The organism is Paenibacillus sp. SORGH_AS_0306, from assembly GCF_030819345.1.
In the GTDB taxonomy this organism is placed as follows: Bacteria; Bacillota; Bacilli; order Paenibacillales; family Paenibacillaceae; genus Saccharibacillus; species Saccharibacillus kyungheensis.
The window spans coordinates 4650001-4671527 of record NZ_JAUTBP010000001.1 but is presented as its reverse complement, the minus strand read 5'-3'; the positions used below and the strand labels follow the sequence as shown (position 1 = coordinate 4671527).

Genomic DNA, 21527 nt, shown 5'->3' with positions numbered 1-21527 from the left:
GGAAAACCCTCCTCTTTCTTTTTTTCGCCTATAAAAAGGAAAAAGATCACCCTTTTTGAAATAAAGGTGATCTTTTTTATTTAACCTATACTTTTGTTAAAAACAGCCGCAATTGCTTGTGCACGGTCGGTTACACTCATCTTATTAAAAATATTCGTTAAGTGATTTTTGACAGTATGTTCACTAATAAATAGAGCCGCAGCAATCTCTTTATTACTGGAAGCTTTGACGACTAGCTCCAATACTTCTTTTTCCCGTGGAGATAATCCAAATTCTTTGACGATCGCTTCCAGACCACGTCCCTCTGCTACTTCAGCAGTTAACGCACGAGGAACAGGTTTTTCTTCCATTAAGCTAATTTCCGTTTGCAAAGTATGACGACTAAGCATGAATAAACGGAACTGACTAATCAAAGCAGGATCAATATTAGTAAATTGGGAATCATTCATGAGCTGGATATCGTTATCGCCTGAAGCAGCCAGAGCAAATACTAATACCATTGTTTGCCCGCCTTTACTATATGGATGAGAGGCTGGGCTATTTTGATTCTGTTGAATTTTTCTAAAATCTTCAATCATTTCTGCTTCTTGTTCAAACAAGTGAGGAAAACTACGTAAAGTAGCCGGATCTGAGAACGACATCAGACAGGCACGTGCAATCGTTTCTCCTTCGTCCTTACGTAATCCGCCCCATAATGCAAATTCCATCACGATTTTCTGTGCATCGGTAGCCAGTTGATATTGCGCTACATTCCACTCCCGAATCGATTCATGTAAAATATGAGCAAATCGATTACTGTTCGATAAAAACTGTTGTCGATCATAAAGTAGCTTCATAATGACACTGCCCATCGTTGCCAGAGCAGACAAAATCTCACGACATTCTTCGCCTTCTTGCTCATCTGCTATCGCTACAGCAAGTACAGCTCTAGTTTTGTCTGCATAAACGATAGGATATTCAATCATTAATGATGAAGGCACTGAACGATTTAGATATGAATTTGTTGCCGGTTGATTATTTCCATTTTCCAAATAGCGACGAGCAATATCGCGGGCATACGTTTCTCCGCGCGGGCTTTCCATACCACGAGCGACCATCTGTACTTTCTCATCTTCACTTGCCCGATGAACAACGATTGACGCAGATGGACTCCATACCAGATTCAGACTCATATCCACCAGCATAAATAGAACCCGCTGAATATCCTGCACAGATACCATTACACTGGCTAGCTCCATTAATGGCTTAAAGCGCTGAATCTGCTTTTCCATACGGCTATGAGTAATATGGTTACCAATGTACCAACCAATTAAAGAGATCAATGTTTCTTCAAAACGAATATTGGTATTTGTTGATAATTTTTCTTCCAAACCGATTCCAAATAACAACCCGTAATTTTCATCGTCATACCGAATCGGAAAACATTGTACTTCATAGATCGAAGCTAATCCTTTTTGTAGAAAAAAGTGACTGCGTGGATCTCTACCTACATCTTTCCAGTGGCTTAATTGCTCGCTAAGTACTGCTTGACCAAGAAAACCTTCGCCTTCGTGGAAAATAGCTCCTTTTAACTCAGCCGCGGCAGGCCCTGTACTGCTCACAATACGATAAGTACCAGAAGATGTTTTTAAAGCAAATCCGAATACATCTGCCAGATCGCTAGAAGCAAGCACCGCTCGTGTCACTTCTTCTATAGGCATATTGCGACTGGAATCCGACCGCAATGTTTCATTAAGAGTCGTCAGACGTTCTGCGAACTTTTTCTCTTTATACCCTGATTTCAAGATAAGAGCGATAGCTTTAGATAATTTATGAATCTTATCTTTTTTATATTCTATTTGCGTAACATCGTCTTCTGGTGTACTTTGTATTCGTTCTCTCATAAGACGGAAAAGTTCCGCAGGCCCTTTCAAATCAGGGCTATTGTAATTCACATGATCGATAATGTTTTGTCTGGTATTTTCTTGAATAATAATGCCTGCCCAGATATACATCTCAATCGGTTGCTGATCAATACTAACAGGTGAAATAATCCACTTGATCCCAGGTATCCATTGATCAGATAAAGCAGTAACTCGAAGCCTTTTCAACTTATCGATTTCTGTTTTTAACATACTTTCAAGTTCTTTGGGATACGTGATGAACAAATTAGCGATTTCAGCATCTGAAGGTGTACTTAACAAATGCCCTTCATGATTTGTGATAAAAATAAATAAACCTGTAAGTTCTGCATATACATTTTGGAGTTCCTGACAGCTGTCCAAGTTATCATTTATAAAATAGCTTTCAATCATAAGCATTCATGTCCACTTCTGTTTGAATATAAGGCGTTTTATAACGATAAATAGCACGCGTACCCTGACCATTTTTTTCTAAAATCGATAATTCAGTCAAACGATCAAGCGCACGTTCAATTAAATGTGCATTGCGTCCAAGTCGTTTGGACATGCCCGTACTGGTTTCTAATGCATAAGGATTATTTTCAAAAAATAAGGTACATTCCATCTGTAATGTGATTACATCGCTTTCTGATACCATAAAAGCTTAATCCCTCCTTATACCAGCCGGACAAATGGTGTTTCTGAAATATTAGCTACGATGTGTGGTGCTGACACTCTTCCGCTTGGTGATTTAGTCACTTGTAAATACTGATAATTACCATCAACCCATGTTCTGATTACTCCATTACAGGTACGTTCCAAAAATGAAGCCGTCTCTGTTCCAATTTCACTAAAGTTACAATGCGCCATTACAGTAATACCTAGCGCCCGCCAAAGTGAAATTTCTTCTGAGAAGTATTTCACAACAAAATCTTTGCCACGTTCTGAAATAATTGTATTTAGATCATAATAAATGAACCAACGCTTATCACAAAGCTCTTCACATTCAAAAATAGGAGAAAGCTTTTCATTTAACGTATTAGCATATTCATCATTCTCTACATCATCTACACGAATAAGCGCTTTTTCTAATCCACTGTCTACAGCACGCTTATAGTGCTCAATAAAATGAGCTTTCCCTTCATCGGCAGCCTGACGCAAAGACACTCCAAACAAATCGATCGTATCGGCAAACATATCTAAAGTGGTATTACCAGACATCATCGTTACGGTACAATCATCGTCTTTGATACGTTGTGCATAAATAGAAGAAAGTAGGTATCTATAGTTGGCTTTACTATTCGTATCGATCATAAAGACACTGCCTTTAGGAATACCACCCATCAACAGATCATCTAATGAATCAATACCTGTGGATAGCACTTCAGTTTCCTGTACCAATATTTTATCTTCTGCCATTGATAACGAAGGAATGATATATACTCCATCTTCGATAAACTTATAAGTATGTTCGCCTTCCAAAATTCGGGTACCACGCATTTTAAGCACTTCAATAGTACGCTTACGATACTTTTCCATTAAAGGCTTTAACGAAAGTCTGATAATCCCATCACAGATATAATTCTCGAAAGGAATATTCATCCCTTCTACTTCTGAATATTCTCTTATAAAAAAAGAAGTTAAAGCATGCTTGCGCATAATGTTACGAATGGTATAAACATTTGTCCTGGCTTCTTGTTCACTACTGAGTAAGCGAAATAAACTGATACTATCCATAACTACGCGTTTACAACCAATTTCTTTGATCATATGTTCAAAAAGACCGTTCGGTTCGAGCATTTGCTCTAATAAAATCTCGGGTTCTATACAGATCACACGTAATAAGTTACGCCGTTCCAATTCTTTCAAATTCCAACCAAACCGTTCCATATCATCGTAAATTTGTTCAGGAAGTTCTTCAAATGTAATGTATATCCCCGGTTCATTATGTTTAATAGCACCTTCAACCAAAAATTGCATGCCTATTGTAGTTTTTCCTGTGCCTGGTTCGCCTTCCAGAATCACGACGCCTCCTGGCGGTATGCCTCCACATAAAATATCATCCAGTCCCGGGATACCTGTACTAATTGGCTGTTTTAATGTACTAATATAAGCAGCTTCACTTTTTTGCATGTAGTGTTCCCTCCATCTGTAGAATATTTTAGTCAAGCAAGGGACAGCTTCTTACGATGATAACTTTATCTTAATTATAGCAAGGCTTTATCGATAGAAGAAAGCAAATTTCCAATTTTGGTAAGGGCAGAAAAAGACGCATTGTATTCACAACCTTTTTTACCATATTTTACTTGTTATTATATGATATAAATAAAGATAATCCTACTATTTTGAATCCTGAATAATTGCTTTTAAAATATAATTCTTCTATAGAAGCTACATATTTGGAGAATGCTTCAAAACACTACGAATAATAAAAGACCGACGATCTGAGGGTCGTCGGTCTTTTGTGTAAATAGTAGACTATATAAAGTATTATTAACCTTCTAATGCTGTTTTAAACTCTTCAGAAGATTGGTTCCACCATTCTTCGTTATGAGCGACCAATAATTTTTTAAGTGCAGCTTTTTCTTCGCTTCCCAAACCTTCTAACATAATGCGACGCTTGATAGCATAATCCAATTTGTTCACATGCTCTGCGAGGATTTTCCAGCCTTTTTTCTCTTCTTCGTTAATCCACATTTCGCAAGCTGTAGCACCAGCATAATTGACACCTTCAGCTAATTTATCGACTGCTACCCATACTAGCCATACTTGACGACCACCATTTACTTCTTCGCGGTTAGTCGTAAATTTGATCCCTTTTTCTACTTTACTTTTGGCATGCATTGCACCAACATCGATTTTTGCTTCGCCATGGTCTATAATGATAGGGGACACATTATTGAGGTTAATCGCTCCTGCTCCAAAACCTTTGTGTTTACTGCTTTTTGCACTACTACTTACAATATTAAGTGACATCGACTTTTTACTTGGTTGATTTTCATCCATATCGTTCAAATACTCCTTTGTGGGGTCAGTATAAATAAGGTTATTATACATAGATTTATGGTTCGATTTATTATTCATATTGTATCGAATATTGCCTTAAAAGCCAATAAAGTCGATTATTGTCATCAATTTTCATAAAAAAAGGAAAAAAACGTTCATTATTGAGATCGATGAACCGAATAAAGTATATATAGTGATCACAATTCTTCATCAAACGTCACTATATGAGCAAAAGATTAAAATTTTTTAACTTTTAAAAAGACGATAACCATAGGCTTTCACAGAGATTTAACACTAAAATACAAAAGTAAATCTTAAAAACAGATGAATAAACGTTTGCCAAAGTAAAAAACCTCTGGTAGAATAAATCCAGTGAGATTTTAGTAACAACTTTGTAAACTTTAAAACTAAATGCTGTAACCTTTATAGCAACTGAAAATTTTGTCGTTTTGTCGTAATGATCCGTGTACGGTACACACCAAGCTTTGAGCCAAATTCCGTGGTACCGGGAAACGGGGGAACCGTTTTGGGTGAATTGATCTTGTTTCGGAGGGATCATAGGGGAATACCTTCTACCGAATCCTTAAGCTAACCTCGTAGGCAATTGGAAGGGGGACAATTGATTTTGAACATGAAAAAGAAACTAACAGCCGCAGTAATGGGACTTGCTATTGCATTTACGTCACTTGGAGTAACAAGTGCGCATGCAGATTCTAAAATGGATCAAGTTATCGATGGAGCTATTGGAACACCTTATCGTATTGGTGGAACATCTTTTAGCGGTTTTGACTGCTCAGGATTTACACAATATGTATTCAGCAAAATGAACATTGATCTTCCTCGCCAATCTAGCTCTCAATATCAAGTAGGCGAGCCTGTATCAAAAAGTGATTTAATTGCTGGAGATCTGTTATTTTTCAATACTACTGGGGCTGGCGTTTCACATGTAGCAGTTTATGTAGGAAATGGTAACTTCGCACACGCTTCTACTTCCAAAGGTGTGAGAATTGACAGTTTGAGCATGGATTACTATCAAAATCGTTACGTTGGTGCTAAACGTGTTATGAGCGATTCCACATATAACACCTTCGCAACTGACAATTAATCATCGTATTTACAACTCATATAAATGAACCTATAAACCATTGAAGATTCCCGCCAGAATCTTTAGTGGTTTTTTTATGTTCCTATATAAGTAAGACGTATTAAACATCCAATAGGTTACATAAAATAATAAATTTATATCAATTGTTCTTTATAATTATGTCTACTTATTATTAACCTACTCGTAATTATGGTAAACAGGATATTGCAAATTTTTTAAGTTTTTTTTATGGTATATATAAAGTACAGTCAGAGGAGGTTATGTCATGAGCTCACTGTCACATTCTATTTTTCATACGATTCCTTTGACAGAACAACATGCTGCCCAAGTATGTACATGGATATATGATCCTCCTTATAATATCTACGGCTGGATGCCCTGGGATCAAATGAAAGAATTAGGGATTGAGTTCGGTGATCCTGAGATTCGGCAACAACAGTATGTATCGGTATTGGATCAGACAGAACAGTTAGCCGGATTTGCTCAACTTTTTCCATTAGGAGATACGATACGCTTAGGGATTGGTATGCGTCCTGATCTTTGTGGTCATGGTTATGGAGAAGCTTTTGTAGAAGCTATTGTAAAAACGGCTCAAAACCGTAACGCGACAGCCGAAATCGATCTGGAAGTGTTGACCTGGAATCAGCGGGCTATCCGTACGTATCAAAAAGCAGGCTTTTATATTACAGATATGTATGAGCGTAGAACGCCTGATGGTATGAAGCCTTTTTATTGTATGGTCTATCAAGCACCTACTGATGCACGTTATCTTGATATATAAACAAACAAAAAGCACAGCGTAGATGATCTTCTAGTTCATCTGCTCTGTGCTTTTGCTATATACGTATTTTATTAATCTTTTGTTAGATCAAGGTCACAAATGTCATTTCTTCTTTGCCAATCAAAATATCAATGCGATGTGTGTCTGCATCATAGATAACGACCCCACTACCTACATGGATCATAGATTGTGAACCGAGTGCAAAAAATAAGTCTTCTGCCAACGCTTCATTTACTTCATTTCGTTCACCTTCAGCAAGCACTTCCCACTCTTGAGGTTCCATATCAAAAAACAAATAACTGTCTGGAATCATGGCTACTGCTGATGTTAAATCACTCAATATCTCTTCATAATCTCTTCCATGCTTAACGCCCATACTCAACCTCCCGATCTGTCGATATTGTTACAATTCCCAACTTATTTACATTATAACGCAAATATACACTAAAAAACTCTTAACAATGCAGCATATCTTGTCGATAAAAGAGTATCAGATGTTTTTGGAAAACACATCATTACATGGAAGTGGATGATGAGAGAGATAAACTATATACTCACGGACGAGGTGTATTATGCAAATTTCAACAATTATTGGTCTAATACTTGGTTTGGGTTCACTTATATTCGGTATGCTTCTAAAAGGTGCCCCCCTTATCAATCTGGTTAATAACCCGGCTGCTTATGTCATCATTTTTGTTGGTACAGCAGCAACAATCTTTATGGCTTTTCCAATGAATGAAGTTAAACGTCTTGGCAAATTGTTCAAAGTTGTTTTTGTTCAACAAAAATTAATGGACAAAAAAGATCTAGTAGGTATGTTTATGGAGTGGGCTTCTATTACGCGTCGTGAAGGTCTACTTGCATTGGAATCCAAAGTCGAAGAAATTGATCATCCTTTCCTTCGTAACGGAATGCGTATGATTATTGATGGTAATGATCAAGAGTTTGTACAAGATGTATTGATGGAAGATATTAATGCGACAGAAGAACGTCACCGTTCAGGCGCACTTCTTTTCTCACAAGCAGGTATGTATGCTCCTACACTGGGTGTACTTGGAGCGGTAGTAGGTCTGATTGCTGCGATGGCGGATTTGACTGACTTGGAAAAGCTTTCTCATGCGATTGCAGGGGCTTTTATGGCAACATTGCTCGGTATCTTTAGTGGTTATGTATTATGGCATCCTATTGCAACGAAGCTTAAACGTTTATCCAAAGCTGAAGTAGAAGTGAAATTAATGATGGTAGAAGGCTTACTATCTATTCAATCCGGTGTATCTACTATTGCGATTAGCCAGAAATTAGCTGTGTTCTTAACACCTACTGAAAATGCAAAAATGAACAGCGAAGAAAGTAGCGGTGGGGCTGTAGGGGAGGCGGTAGCCAGTGAGTAAAAAAGGTAGACACGAGCCTCATGAAGAACATCCAGATGAAAGTTGGTTGCTTCCTTATTCTGACTTAATGACCCTTTTGCTAGCATTATTTATTACTCTATTTGCTATGAGTTCATTGGATGCATCCAAATTTCAACAAATGGCAGCAGCGATGAATGCAGCGTTCACCGGTGGTACAGGTGTTTTGGATCAAAATGCTATGGAAGAAACCAGCGGACAAACACCTAAATCCGACGATAATGAAACACCTGCTTCTGCGGCTTCACCGGCAGACAATACTCAAAAAAGCAGAGAAAGTTTACGTGAAAAACTCAAACAGCAAGAACAAGAAAATTTAGAAAAACTAAAAAAACAATTAGATAGTTATATCAAAAACAATGGATTGAGCCAGCAGTTAGCTACCAAACTCAATCAATCTCAATTAAGTATCACAATCAGTGATAATACGTTATTTGCTTCTGGACGAGCTACCGTAAAACCAGAATCTCGTATACTGGCCAAATCGATCTCTAATATTTTGCAACAATTCCCGAATTACGATATTATCGTGTCTGGTCATACAGACAATATTCCAATCTCGAACTCGCAATATGAATCGAACTGGAATCTAAGTTCAGACCGTGCACTCAATTTTATGAAAATTCTATTGTTAAACAACAAATTAGATCCTCGTAAATTCAGTGCAATCGGATATGGACAATATCGACCTGTGGCTAGTAACTCTACTAATCTAGGACGTGCAGAAAATCGCCGGGTAGAAGTATCGATTATTCGTAAGTATGTAGACGAAGATGTGAATCCTACACTTCAATCTATGGCGAACAACGGTAAATAACAATCAAACTAAAAAAAGAAACTTTAGAGATCTCTCTAAAGTTTCTTTTTTATTTCAAAATAATAACGATAGATTGAAAATAGACAATAGTTTGCCTAAAATAGAATACAGGCTAATTTTTATCATTTAAATATAGTTATCCACAACTTTTTCCGCTAAAACGGTATCATTTTCGTTTTTCAAGAGTTATCCACAGTTCTATCCACAACGTGTTAACAACGAATATCTGTTCGATGTACAAGTAAAGAAAGTATCCACAGTGAAAGGTTGGGTTTATTATTTCTCAAGAAGTACATGAGTATTGGATGCGAGAAGCGATAGCCGAAGCTCGCAAAGCTGAACAGCTCGGTGAAGTACCGATCGGAGCGATTGTAGTCAAAGATAATGTGATCGTTGGCCGGGGTTATAATTTACGTGAAACTTCATTCGATGCTACTGCTCATGCCGAAATTATAGCGATTAGACAGGCGAGTGAAACATTGGGCGCCTGGAGATTATTAGATTGTACCCTGTATGTTACTTTAGAACCTTGCCCGATGTGTGCAGGGGCGATTGTACAGAGTCGTGTACCAACTGTAGTCTACGGAACTGTAGATCCCAAAGCAGGCTGTGCTGGTACATTGATGAATCTGCTACAAGAACCTAGATTTAACCATCGTACAGAGATCATTACAGATATATTGCAACCTGAATGTGCGTTACTATTAACTGACTTTTTCAAACAGCTACGCTTGCGACTCAAAAAGCGCAAACCGTTACAATCATAATTCTGTATAAGGAGGGGTTGTATGTCGCTAGAATTGTCTGATCGTACATTAGGTATTTATATTCGTTTACTTGAGCCAGAGGATGCCTCTGCCCTTCTCCAGTTACGAGTCAATAGTCGTGAAGCCAATCAAGTCTTTGAGCCAAGATATCCTAATGAGTTTTTTACACTTCCTAGTCAATTGGACTTGATCTATCGCAGACAACAAGAAGCCTGGGAAGATAAAGCGTATCTGTTTGGCTTATTTTCTTCAGAAGATCATGAGTTACGAGGTACGTTATCTCTGACACATCTAGTACGCGGTGTAGGTCAATTTGCAGACATCGGTTATTCTATGGATTCTAGTTTTCAAGGTAAAGGGTATATGACTGGCGGTGTAAAATTGCTTTTAGCGTACGCTTTTCGCTCTCTAGGGCTTCACCGGGTACAAGCAGGTATTTTGCCTCATAATATTGCTTCAAGGCGTGTACTGGAGAAATGCGGCTTTCAAGCAGAAGGAATTGCACGCAAGCTGGTCAAAATCAACGATCAGTGGGAAGATCATCAGATGTTTTCGATTCTAAAAGAAGAATTTACGCGTCTCTCAACAGATTCTACAGCAGATACTTCTACATTATAACTAAACTGACTGGTATCTATATTGATTTCACACATAAAAAAAGCTCACTGCGTATAAGCAGTGAGCTTTTTGCTATCAAATGATTAGTTACCACCGTACATAGAACCAACTTGTTTTTGGAATTCATCCATTGTTACAACATCAGCATCTGCTGGGATACCGATAGCAAATGTTTGTTTTTCGTTGATTTTGGAATACTGACTGCTACCATCTACAGACAATTTCACATTCTGCTTAGTATCAGGATCAGAGAATACAGCATCCATTACCATTTGTTGATATACAGGGAAATCATCTTTGTTGATTGCTGTATTGATATGGAATTGGTTTAGTGTTAAATATTTATCCAATTCGTTGACAGATTTACTGAAGCTGTTTTGAGAATCTTCAGATTGAAGTTCTTTTTTCATTTCATCAATATCTGTTTGTTTGATATTCAAAGCATTACGGTATTCTTCTTTAGACAATACATCCAATACAGCTGGCAATGCTTGTTTTACGAAGATTGTTACTGCTTCTTTAGCATTGTCATTTGTTACTGCGAATTGAACTACTTGTTTTGCATCTACACCTTCAGGAAGCGCAGCATCTTTTGTATCTACATCTTTGAAGTATTTAGCTTGGTCATATTTGTCTAACACTGCATTAGACAAGTCTTGAGTTAATTGTTGTGTTGTAGCAGGGCTTAAAGGTTTGTATTCTTGACCTTGTTGAGCAGCCAATTCTTTTAGATCCAATTTCAAGAATTTACCTACTAATGTATCAGGCAAAGCCAACATTGGGATTTGTGGAATTTTGATATACAGAACTTCTTGAGTCATAACCATAGGCACTGTAAATGTCATTGCCATATCGCCACTCAATTTCAATTCCATCGTCAATTCCGTTTGCATAGGGTCACCTTGATATACCCCTGTTACGTTAAATTCTGCATTTTTAAGTAAACTTGCGATTTGTGCACTTTGAGCATCTGTTGTAGCTTTGCCATCAGCAGTAGTAAAAGATAATTCATTTACTTTCAACTTAGTTGCAATTGCATAAGATGTCATTTTAGCTGCGTTGGTTGTTGCCGCCTTTACCGCTTCTTTCGGTTCAGCTTTCTTTGTACAACCTACAAGTGCAACTGTAAGTATCATGAGCATAACTAACAGCCCAAGTGTCATTCTTTTTTTCATTTTGTTACCCCTCTCTTTTTTTACAGCGATGAAGTTTTACTTCATTTTCAAAATACGACAGGTATAAAGCCAGCATACATAATAACCCATTTTAGCTAATTTTGAAATACAAAAACTCAAAATTGGTTATTAATACTTACTTTTTACGAATATACTGACGATGAAGCTTTTACCAACATACCATACATTCTGGAAAATGAAGTTACACTTTGTTAATGGATATCTTTTTTCTTGAATCTTCCACCTTTAACATCATGGATATTACCAACAGCCATAAATGCGGTTTCATCAAAATGATTCACAATTTCTTTTAACTTGGCTTCTTCTAAGCGGGTGATTACACAGAAAATGACTTTCTTCTCTTCTCCGGAAAATCCACCTTCACCGGACAGATAGGTGACTGTTCGTCCCAGACGATGAATAATAGCATCTCCGATATCCTGAATACGATCACTTATAATCCATACGGACTTGGATTGATCCAGACCATCAATTGTAATATCGATCACTTTGGTGGCAATATAATACGCAATAATAGAATACATTGCTCGATCCCAGCCAAATACAAAACCTGCTCCGCATAGAATAAACACGTTGATAATCATAACAATCTCGCCTACTGAAAAAATAGACCGTCGCGACAATAAGATTGCTACAATCTCTGTACCATCTAATGATCCGCCAGAACGTAGTACAAGTCCTGTACCTAATCCGAGAAACATACCTCCAAATACAAAAGCAAGTACGGTTTCTTTTACAAATGCTTCTACAGGGTGCAATAAAAATGTGCCTATCGACATCACAGTTATACCTAACAAAGTAGACAAAGCGAATGTTTTACCTATTTGCTTATAACCAATAATCAAAAACGGAATATTAATTACAAATAGAAACAGACCTAATTGCCACTTTGTGATATAGGACAAAATAATAGATATGCCTGTAATTCCGCCATCTGTAATATTGTTAGGAACCAGAAACAGCTCTAACGCGACAGCTACAATCATAGCACCGAGCACGATAAGCAATGTACGCATCACTGTACTTTTCAAAGACCGTCTACCGTGCTTGATCGGCACGAATGTGGATAAATCGGGAGGTTGATTCATATCTACCATGGTATGTCCTCCTATTCTTATGTACGTAGAGATATAGAGTTTGGTAACATCTTTTTCTTGCAGTAGATGATAATGGGTGAAATGAACACATACCATATGATCAGGAGTCCATAATCTATATATCAGAGTAGTCACTATTTATTATGACATAAAATAGTTGGTTGTCCTACAAAAATCAAATGCAGATAGTATAAAAATACTTATAGTTTATAAATGAACAACAAAAAAGCCGCTCCTGTAAAGGAACGACTTGGATTTAAATATATGGCGGAGAGGGTGGGATTCGAACCCACGTGGAGTTGCCCCCTAACGGTTTTCAAGACCGCCCCGTTATGACCGCTTCGGTACCTCTCCAGAAAAGCTTTATCAATCTTGCACAACATAAATATCATATCATGGATTCTAAGATTTGACAAGCTTTTTATAAAAAAAGATTTTAAAAATTATTTTTTGCTTGTAATTGCTTCTGCCCCACGCATATATGGACGCAATACTTCAGGAATAATAACACTGCCATCTTCCTGCTGATAGTTCTCTAGAATCGCTGCAACCGTACGGCCTACAGCCAATCCTGATCCATTCAACGTATGCAAAAATTCAGGTTTGCTCTTCGTATCTTGACGGAAACGGATATTGGCACGACGTGCTTGGAAATCCTCTACATTCGAGCAAGAAGAGATTTCGCGGTACATATTACTCTCAGGCAACCATACTTCCAAATCATACGTCTTAGCAGCTGTGAAGCCCATATCCCCTGTACATAGAGCAAGTACACGATAAGGTAGACCCAATAACTGCAATACACGCTCTGCATTAGCTGTCATTTTTTCTAATTCATCATAAGATGTCTCTGGTTGTACGATTTTGATCATTTCAACTTTGTTAAATTGATGTTGGCGAATCAAGCCACGAGTATCACGACCTGAAGCACCTGCTTCAGAACGGAAACAAGAGCTATATGCTACGTAATGTTTTGGTAATTGATCGGCTGGCAAAATCTCTTCACGATGATAATTGGTCACCGGTACTTCTGCTGTAGGAATAAGATAATATTCTGTATCATTTAGCTTAAACAAATCTTCTTCGAACTTAGGTAATTGTCCTGTACCTACAAGACTATCTTTGTTTACGATATATGGAGGTAGAATTTCTTCATATCCATGCTCACTGCTATGCAAATCCATCATAAAGTTAATCAGCGCGCGTTCTAAACGTGCTCCAAACCCTTTATAAAAAGCAAAACGTGAACCTGTTACTTTAGCAGCCGCTTCAAAATCAATAATATCTAGATCTTGAGCAACATCCCAGTGTGCTTTTGGAGTAAACGCGAACTCACGTGGTTCTCCATGACGACGAATCTCTACATTATCGTCTTCAGAAGCACCAATAGGTACACTGCTATGAGGAATATTAGGAATCGATAACATCATCATATCGATTTGTGCTTCCAATTGACGAATCTCTTCATCTAATCCTTTAATACGATCAGATACTTCACGCATTTCAAGAATTAATTCTTCTGCATCTTCTTTGTTCTTTTTACGTTTAGCTACATCACCTGATACTACATTACGGCGATTTTTAAGTAATTCTGTTTCTTGTAATAATTCACGACGCTTGGAATCAAGTGCAGGAAATTCTGCGATTAAATCTAACGATTTGCCACGGCTTTGTAATGCTTGTTCTACGCGTGCATAGTCATTACGTAATATCTTTACGTCTAACATCAATAAACCCCTCCTAATGAAAATAACCTTAACTCCTGGTTCTCTTTTCCGCCGTCAAGCTTCATTCTTTTACAAAAAGAGTGAACGCTTTATACCGGGCAAGTGAGAACTTGCCGCCATCTGTATCAGGAGCAATTCCTAATCACAGAAGCTGCCAAGAGTTAAGGTGTAATGTATTTAAACGATCTAGCTAATTACAACATGCGATTACTTATGAGAGACGTACTCTTGCACCATGTCTGCGAAATACTGATGCAAGCGATAATCATCTGTTAACTCTGGATGAAAAGAACAAGCTAACAAATGCCCTTGTCTTGCTGTTACAATCTCATCGTGATACGTAGACAATACTTGTACGCCTTCTCCAACTTCTTGAATAAGAGGAGCGCGTATAAATACTGCACGAATCGGCTCGTCAATTCCAACCACATCTAGATCGGTTTCAAAGCTTTCACGTTGTCTGCCAAAAGCATTACGTGAAACGGTCATATCCATTAAAGAAAGATGAGGTTGATCTTGCCCGGCAATTCGTTCTGATAATACAATCAGTCCTGCGCACGTTCCAAACAGTGGCTTTCCTTGCTCCGAAAATTGCTGAATCGCTTCGATAAATCCATACTTACGCATTAATTTACCGATCGTAGTACTTTCCCCACCAGGGATTACTAATCCATCAATCTCTTCTAATTGCTCGATACGCTTAATACTGATCGCTTCTGCACCCGCCAGTTGAAGGCTTTTCAAATGCTCTGCAACAGCACCTTGTAATGCTAATACACCAATCTTCATGGTCTACCTTCTTTCTTACCAGCCACGATCCTGCATACGTTCTGAAGGAGCCAATTTGGAGATTTCGATACCTTTCATAGGAGCACCCAAGTTTTTGGATACTTCTGCAATCAATTTATAATCATCAAAATGTGTAGTTGCTTCAACGATAGCACGTGCGAATTTCTCAGGGCTATCTGATTTGAAAATACCAGAACCAACAAATACCCCGTCTGCTCCCAAATACATCATCAATGCTGCATCTGCTGGAGTTGCAATTCCACCTGCTGCAAAGTTAACTACTGGAAGGCTACCTGCTTCGTGTACACCTACCAATAGATCGTAAGAAACACCAAGATTTTTCGCTTCAGCATATAACTCATCTTTAGACATATTCGTTACTTTACGAATTTGGCTATTGATAAAGCGCATATGACGAACCGCTTCTACAATATTACCTGTTCCTGGCTCACCTTTCGTACGGATCATTGATGCACCTTCACCGATACGACGAAGAGCTTCACCCAAATCTTTAGCACCGCACACAAATGGAACTGTAAATTCATGTTTATCAATATGGAACACTTCATCCGCTGGAGTCAAAACTTCACTCTCATCCAGATAATCTACGCCTAGGGATTCTAATACTTTAGCTTCTACATAATGACCGATACGAGACTTAGCCATTACCGGAATTGATACAACTTTCATAACTTCTTCTACGATCGTTGGATCAGCCATACGAGCTACGCCACCAGCGGCGCGAATATCAGAAGGCACACGTTCAAGAGCCATAACTGCTGTAGCACCAGCAGCTTCTGCAATCTTAGCTTGCTCTGCATTCATAACGTCCATAATGACGCCGCCTTTTTGCATTTCTGCCATACCTCTTTTAACTCTGGATGTACCGGTTTCCATGTTCATGCCCCCTGAATTCGATATATAACATAAGATTATTCTTCGATTACAAAGACTATTTATACTCCATAAGGAATCATAAATAACTGGATGCTTACGTCTCAAATTCATCGTTAAATTTGAGACAGAATCTAACTCATCATTTTACAGTAGAGCTATTGAATATACAATACATTTGATAGGATCATCTATATTGCATTCAGCCAACTTTTAGGTATTAAAACATATTTTTAGCGGAATCGAATAAATCAACGAACAAATCACCAATAGCCCGGAAAAATAATCGTATCCAGCTACCTTTTTCTACAGGTTCTGCGGCAATCAAGTTTACCGTTTCAACTTGATCTTCTGGCATATTGGAATCTTTATACGTGTACGTAATTGTTCCTAATGCTTTACCTGCTGCTATTGGTGCTGTACGTGTTGCTTCATTTGCCGCTGCTACAGTATACGTAACATTTTTAGGTGCTGTACCTTTAGGAACAACCACATTGACAGCTGCATCTGTAACAACAGGAACTTCTTTCGCTGTACCTTTTACAACCGGTAGAGAAGCAAGACCTGATACAGCCGCTTTTGCACCAACTACTTGTTTGACTTCAAAATTATCAAATCCATAATCAAGAATCTTTTTCGTTTGAATAAAGCGTTCAGGTTCAGACGTTGTACCCATTACGACGCTAATTAGACGCATACCATTACGCTCAGCTGTACCTGTAAAACATTGTCCGGCTGCATTCGTATGTCCTGTTTTTAGACCGTCTAATCCTTTATAAGCATAAGCTTTAAAGTTAGTGATCGAAGCATTGGATTCTAACATCCAGTTCCAGTTTACAACCGGATCTTTATCAGTCGGACGGAATTTGAACGATTGAATTTTAGTAACATCGTTAAAATCAGGATGATCATCTACAATATGTTGAGCTAACAACGCAGTATCCATTGCGGACATGATCGTTTCTTGATTTGAATCCGGTCTTGTTGCAGCAGGCATATCTGCAATATCTAAGCCTGTAGAGTTAGCAAAATGAGCAGTTTTCATGCCAAATTCTTTTGCTTTTTCATTCATAATTTTTACAAAGTCTTGTTCTGTTCCACCAATAAATTCTGCTAGCGCTACCGAAGCATCATTTGCTGATCCTATAGCCATCGCTTTATAAAGATCAAGTACTGTATGCTTATCGCCTTTAGCCAAAAATACTCGTGATCCGATTTGAGCAGCAGCATTTTCAGATACAGTTACTACATCGTCCCATTTAATTTTACCTTGTTTGACATAATCAGATACTAGATATTCTGTCATCATTTTGGACATACTAGCAGGTGGTAATGCTTCATCTGCATTAATAGACAATAAAATCTTACCGGTAGAAGCTTCCATTAAGACAGCCGATTTCACATCCAAACCAAGTGATTCAGCAGTAGGTAATTTGCCTGTAGCATTTGAAGTAGCTGGTGTAGATTTACTGTCTGTAGTAGTGCTCTTCGAATCTGTAGCAGATGCCGCAGCCATAGTAACTGTAGGAATAACCGCCATACAGAACATATTTGCCACCATAATAACTGTAATTCCTTTTGTAACCATTTGACGTTTCGACTTATTCCAAATTCCGTTTTCTAACCATTTGTTGCGTTTCAATGTGCTGATGCTCCCCTCAAATGTTTAAGCATGTGAATATTGTTCAAAGACTACCTACTACTTGATTGCAATTCAATTCAAAATAAACTTGGTATATATGAATGTACCAAGACCTTATTAGGAGTCTATTCCAAATAAGTAGCTTACAGTTATATGAACGGTACAATTTAACCTAAATTAAATTCAAAAATAGTCATACAATCCAATAAATTCGTATAAATCCCTACAATTTCTTGTTCTTGGTCATTATGTATCACCATATAGAGGTATATACCGAAAATTACCGAATATCACAACGACTTTCTCATTTTAACATACGGTTAAACGCAAAAAAAGACAAGCTTGTCTTAAAATCACAAGCTTGTCTAAACGTCAATTAAAATGTAAAAGAAGAAGCTATAAAATCTTCATTCTTTTGCTTATATTGGCTTATTTATATCTATACGTTAGCTTTAGTCAAAACTACATTATAGAATAAACGCAATTACATCGAATAGTTAGGAGCTTCTTTTGTAATTTGAATATCATGTGGATGACTTTCGCGTAATCCAGCACCTGTAATACGAATAAATTGAGTATCGTTACGTAATTCAGTTAGATCTCCTGTACCACAGTAACCCATACCAGAACGAAGACCACCAATCAACTGATGAATCGTCTCAGATAAAGGTCCTTTATAAGCGACACGTCCTTCAATACCTTCAGGAACAAGCTTTTTATCATCATCTTGGAAATAACGATCTTTACTTCCTTGTTTCATTGCCGCCATAGAACCCATACCACGATACACTTTAAAGCGACGACCTTGATAAATTTCAGATTCGCCCGGGCTTTCTTCTGTTCCAGCAAATAGACTTCCTAACATAACAGCATCCGCACCAGCAGCCAGAGCTTTAGTGATTTCACCAGAATACTTGATACCACCGTCTGCAATGATCGGAATACCATATTCACGAGCTACTGTTGCACAATCATAGATCGCGGTAATTTGCGGTACACCAATACCTGCAATAACACGTGTTGTACAGATCGAACCTGGGCCAATACCGACTTTAACGACAGAAGCGCCTGCTTGGATCAGATCACGAGTTGCTTCGCCAGTAGCCACATTACCTGCTACAATAGTAAGTTCAGGGAACATCGAGCGTAGTTTGCGTACAGCATCCAAAATATTAATATGATGACCATGAGCCGAATCCACTACTAACAAATCCACGCCTGCATTTACTAATGCTTCCGCACGTACAAACGAATCTTGAGATACGCCAATAGCCGCACCTACTAACAAACGTCCTTGAGCATCTTTAGCTGCATTAGGGAATTGAATAGCTTTTTCAATATCTTTAATCGTAATAAGACCTTTAAGAATATTATTCTCATCTACCAAAGGTAATTTCTCGATTTTGTGTTGTTGCAATAATACTTCTGCTTCTTGTAAAGTAGTTCCTACAGGAGCAGTGACCAATTTCTCGCTAGTCATCACTTCTGTAATATCAATATTGTAATCGTGAATAAAACGAAGATCGCGGTTAGTAATAATACCTACTAATGCATTATTCTCATCTACAATAGGTACACCAGAAATACGATATTTCGCCATTACTGCTTCAGCATCAGATACTTTTTTGTCCGGTGTCAAAGAAAATGGATTAGTGATAACGCCACTTTCGGAACGTTTTACACGGTCTACCTCTTCTGCTTGTTGTTCTACAGACATATTTTTGTGAATGATACCAATACCGCCTTCACGAGCCATAGCGATAGCTAAAGCTGCTTCGGTTACTGTATCCATTCCTGCACTGATCAAAGGAATATTTAATTTCACGTGCTTGCTAAGAACTGTAGCAACACTTACCTCTTTTGGTAAAACTTCAGACTTACGGGGTACCAACAAGACATCATCAAATGTTAGTCCCTCTTTAGCAAATTTTGTTTCCCACACAAGGATGTTCCTCCCTTATTCTTTTTTTATTCTATAATAAAAAAACCTTACACAAATAAGGCGTTAAAATAGCTGAAAATGAGTTTCTGCATTAGTTTCTGAAAATATATTATTGCAATCTTAGCAAAGCGTATTACAGACTGTCAAGAATGTTAAAGTATTATCTACAATTGATTTCTCCTCGCAAACGAATGTCCACCTAGTAGAGACATTCACCTACGTTTTCCCTTATTTATCAAGGAAAAGAAATATAAGTATGATGCATAAAATGATTATTCTACTTGTACTTTTTCTAGCTGTATATAGATTATAAAATGATAATATTTTTATATTTAGCTTAATGAGTATGCATATAGATGATAAGAGATAGAGAAACTAATTATACTCTTTTTCCTCAAACAGTAGAAAGCTGATAGAAATAAACACAATTTAGAAAAGCAAAGTGAAAAATACCTAAGGAAAGTTATCCAACAAACCTAAAGCATAAAAACAGAGCACTCTACTAATATATATGTAATGTACTATCAGAAAATCATAAATGACAGTAGGAGCAAAAAAGGGCAGTATTTAGGCAGAGCCGATCAGTAGAGAGAACGGAGTATCAACAGTACATAGAAATAATGGAACATGAGCGCGGGTATCGGAAACGTTTTTTTAGAGAGACAAAGGAACGCCCACTAAAAAACTACTTGAAGAAGGTTAGAAAGACTCGCCAGACGACTCATCAAACGAAGCGATCCAGCCACCAGACTTTGCATATTCCTCGCCTATAACAGCAACAGTAAATCATCTATGCCTACACCTGTCCCTCCACCCCGTTCATCAGACTTGTTCCAACACCATGGTTTCCATTCTTTTATATACACAAAAAAAGAGCAACTCCTACAATCAGGAATCACTCTTTTGGGTCTTGCTCGTTGCTTGGCAACGTCCTACTCTCCCAGGACCCTGCGGTCCAAGTACCATCGGCGCTGGAGGGCTTAACGGTCGTGTTCGGGATGGGTACGTGTGGAACCCCTCCGCCATCATTACCAAACAGGCAGGTGTGTTGCTCCCTGAAAACTGAATCCGAAAACAAAAACATCGCGTGTTAGCTTGTTGGATAAGCCCTCGACCGATTAGTATTGGTCAGCTCCATGCCTTGCGGCACTTCCACCCCCAACCTATCCACCTCGTCGTCTACAAGGGGTCTTACATACTGGGAAATCTCATCTTGAGGGGGGCTTCACGCTTAGATGCTTTCAGCGCTTATCCCTTCCGCACGTAGCTACCCAGCGATGCTCCTGGCGGAACAACTGGTACACCAGCGGTGCGTCCATCCCGGTCCTCTCGTACTAAGGACAGCTCCTCTCAAATTTCCTACGCCCACGACAGATAGGGACCGAACTGTCTCACGACGTTCTGAACCCAGCTCGCGTACCGCTTTAATGGGCGAACAGCCCAACCCTTGGGACCTACTTCAGCCCCAGGATGCGATGAGCCGACATCGAGGTGCCAAACCTCCCCGTCGATGTGGACTCTTGGGGGAGATAAGCCTGTTATCCCCAGGGTAGCTTTTATCCGTTGAGCGATGGCCCTTCCATGCGGTACCACCGGATCACTAAGCCCGACTTTCGTCCCTGCTCGACGTGTCTGTCTCGCAGTCAAGCTCCCTTATGCCTTTACACTCTTCGAATGATTTCCAACCATTCTGAGGGAACCTTAGGGCGCCTCCGTTACACTTTAGGAGGCGACCGCCCCAGTCAAACTGCCCACCTGACACGGTCCCTGTACCGGATCACGGTACGAGGTTAGAACTCAAATGCGATCAGGGTGGTATCCCAACGGCGCCTCAACCGAAGCTTGCGCTCCGATGTC

The 21527-nt window shown here is 38.6% G+C and carries 18 protein-coding genes, 1 tRNA gene, 2 rRNA genes and 1 riboswitch (1 of these 22 running past the window's edge); of the genes, 6 read left to right on the top strand and 15 right to left on the bottom strand.

Features of this window, described 5'->3' with window-relative positions; genetic code table 11:
- Nucleotides 1-80: 80 nt before the first annotated feature.
- The 4 genes from QE450_RS20655 to QE450_RS20640 all read right to left on the bottom strand — a co-directional run bounded on the left by QE450_RS20655 (nucleotide 81) and on the right by QE450_RS20640 (nucleotide 4886).
- On the bottom strand, nucleotides 81-2300 hold the full coding sequence (locus QE450_RS20655; RefSeq protein WP_307301762.1) for a LuxR C-terminal-related transcriptional regulator: 2220 nt from the start codon (nucleotides 2298-2300) through the stop codon (nucleotides 81-83).
- Entirely contained in the window at nucleotides 2287-2538 is a 252-nt protein-coding gene (locus QE450_RS20650; protein WP_273614353.1) for a hypothetical protein, read from the bottom strand. The genes QE450_RS20655 and QE450_RS20650 overlap by 14 nt, the downstream gene beginning before the upstream one ends.
- A gap of 17 nt (nucleotides 2539-2555) precedes the next feature.
- Complete coding sequence (locus QE450_RS20645) at nucleotides 2556-4013, bottom strand: ATPase domain-containing protein (protein WP_273614352.1); 1458 nt, start codon at nucleotides 4011-4013, stop codon at nucleotides 2556-2558.
- A gap of 360 nt (nucleotides 4014-4373) precedes the next feature.
- The gene (locus tag QE450_RS20640) at nucleotides 4374-4886 is read right to left on the bottom strand and encodes a YwhD family protein (RefSeq protein WP_204827347.1); all 513 of its coding nucleotides are present in this window, start codon (nucleotides 4884-4886) and stop codon (nucleotides 4374-4376) included.
- Nucleotides 4887-5364: 478 nt separating this feature from the next.
- Nucleotides 5365-5504, top strand: a riboswitch (cyclic di-AMP (ydaO/yuaA leader).
- Nucleotides 5505-5517: 13 nt separating this feature from the next.
- On the opposite strand from QE450_RS20640, the gene QE450_RS20635 reads away from it, so the two are divergent.
- Both QE450_RS20635 and QE450_RS20630 read left to right on the top strand, forming a co-directional pair.
- Entirely contained in the window at nucleotides 5518-5991 is a 474-nt protein-coding gene (locus tag QE450_RS20635; RefSeq protein ID WP_204827361.1) for a C40 family peptidase, read from the top strand.
- A 265-nt stretch (nucleotides 5992-6256) separates the two neighbouring features.
- Entirely contained in the window at nucleotides 6257-6772 is a 516-nt protein-coding gene (locus tag QE450_RS20630) for a GNAT family N-acetyltransferase (protein ID WP_273614351.1), read from the top strand.
- 82 nt (nucleotides 6773-6854) lie between these two features.
- Here the strand turns inward: QE450_RS20630 and QE450_RS20625 are convergent, their stop codons facing one another.
- Nucleotides 6855-7148: a hypothetical protein gene (locus QE450_RS20625; protein WP_273614350.1), complete on the bottom strand. Its 294-nt coding sequence runs from the start codon at nucleotides 7146-7148 to the stop codon at nucleotides 6855-6857.
- 196 nt (nucleotides 7149-7344) lie between these two features.
- Between QE450_RS20625 and motA the strand changes: the two genes are divergently transcribed.
- The 4 genes from motA to QE450_RS20605 all read left to right on the top strand — a co-directional run bounded on the left by motA (nucleotide 7345) and on the right by QE450_RS20605 (nucleotide 10383).
- Nucleotides 7345-8163, top strand: a complete 819-nt coding sequence (gene motA / locus QE450_RS20620) for a flagellar motor stator protein MotA (RefSeq protein ID WP_273614349.1) — start codon at nucleotides 7345-7347, stop codon at nucleotides 8161-8163.
- Nucleotides 8156-8998 (top strand): flagellar motor protein MotB, encoded by an 843-nt coding sequence (motB, locus tag QE450_RS20615; protein ID WP_273614348.1) that lies wholly within the window; start codon nucleotides 8156-8158, stop codon nucleotides 8996-8998. Before motA ends, motB begins: the two co-directional genes overlap by 8 nt.
- A gap of 278 nt (nucleotides 8999-9276) precedes the next feature.
- Nucleotides 9277-9765 (top strand): tRNA adenosine(34) deaminase TadA, encoded by a 489-nt coding sequence (tadA, locus tag QE450_RS20610; protein ID WP_273616211.1) that lies wholly within the window; start codon nucleotides 9277-9279, stop codon nucleotides 9763-9765.
- A 21-nt stretch (nucleotides 9766-9786) separates the two neighbouring features.
- A complete protein-coding gene (locus tag QE450_RS20605) occupies nucleotides 9787-10383 on the top strand; it encodes a GNAT family N-acetyltransferase (protein WP_307301755.1) in 597 nt (198 codons plus the stop codon).
- An 83-nt stretch (nucleotides 10384-10466) separates the two neighbouring features.
- Here the strand turns inward: QE450_RS20605 and QE450_RS20600 are convergent, their stop codons facing one another.
- From QE450_RS20600 to QE450_RS20555, 10 genes are all read right to left on the bottom strand, one after another.
- Nucleotides 10467-11558, bottom strand: a complete 1092-nt coding sequence (locus tag QE450_RS20600; protein ID WP_273614346.1) for a hypothetical protein — start codon at nucleotides 11556-11558, stop codon at nucleotides 10467-10469.
- Between the two features lie 212 nt (nucleotides 11559-11770).
- Entirely contained in the window at nucleotides 11771-12595 is an 825-nt protein-coding gene (locus QE450_RS20595; protein ID WP_273616210.1) for a YitT family protein, read from the bottom strand.
- A gap of 346 nt (nucleotides 12596-12941) precedes the next feature.
- Nucleotides 12942-13030, bottom strand: a tRNA-Ser gene (locus QE450_RS20590).
- Between the two features lie 89 nt (nucleotides 13031-13119).
- The gene (serS, locus tag QE450_RS20585) at nucleotides 13120-14403 is read right to left on the bottom strand and encodes a serine--tRNA ligase (protein WP_301263908.1); all 1284 of its coding nucleotides are present in this window, start codon (nucleotides 14401-14403) and stop codon (nucleotides 13120-13122) included.
- 207 nt (nucleotides 14404-14610) lie between these two features.
- Nucleotides 14611-15192, bottom strand: coding sequence for a pyridoxal 5'-phosphate synthase glutaminase subunit PdxT (gene pdxT / locus QE450_RS20580; RefSeq protein ID WP_273614344.1), 582 nt, complete (start codon nucleotides 15190-15192; stop codon nucleotides 14611-14613).
- 15 nt (nucleotides 15193-15207) lie between these two features.
- The gene (pdxS, locus tag QE450_RS20575) at nucleotides 15208-16089 is read right to left on the bottom strand and encodes a pyridoxal 5'-phosphate synthase lyase subunit PdxS (RefSeq protein ID WP_273614343.1); all 882 of its coding nucleotides are present in this window, start codon (nucleotides 16087-16089) and stop codon (nucleotides 15208-15210) included.
- A 217-nt stretch (nucleotides 16090-16306) separates the two neighbouring features.
- Complete coding sequence (locus QE450_RS20570; protein ID WP_373462013.1) at nucleotides 16307-17728, bottom strand: D-alanyl-D-alanine carboxypeptidase family protein; 1422 nt, start codon at nucleotides 17726-17728, stop codon at nucleotides 16307-16309.
- Nucleotides 17729-18212: 484 nt separating this feature from the next.
- Nucleotides 18213-19670, bottom strand: a complete 1458-nt coding sequence (gene guaB / locus QE450_RS20565) for an IMP dehydrogenase (protein WP_273614342.1) — start codon at nucleotides 19668-19670, stop codon at nucleotides 18213-18215.
- A 919-nt stretch (nucleotides 19671-20589) separates the two neighbouring features.
- Nucleotides 20590-20706, bottom strand: a 5S ribosomal RNA gene (gene rrf, locus QE450_RS20560).
- Nucleotides 20707-20768: 62 nt separating this feature from the next.
- A 23S ribosomal RNA gene (locus QE450_RS20555) occupies nucleotides 20769-21527 on the bottom strand; it runs 2165 nt beyond the window's last position.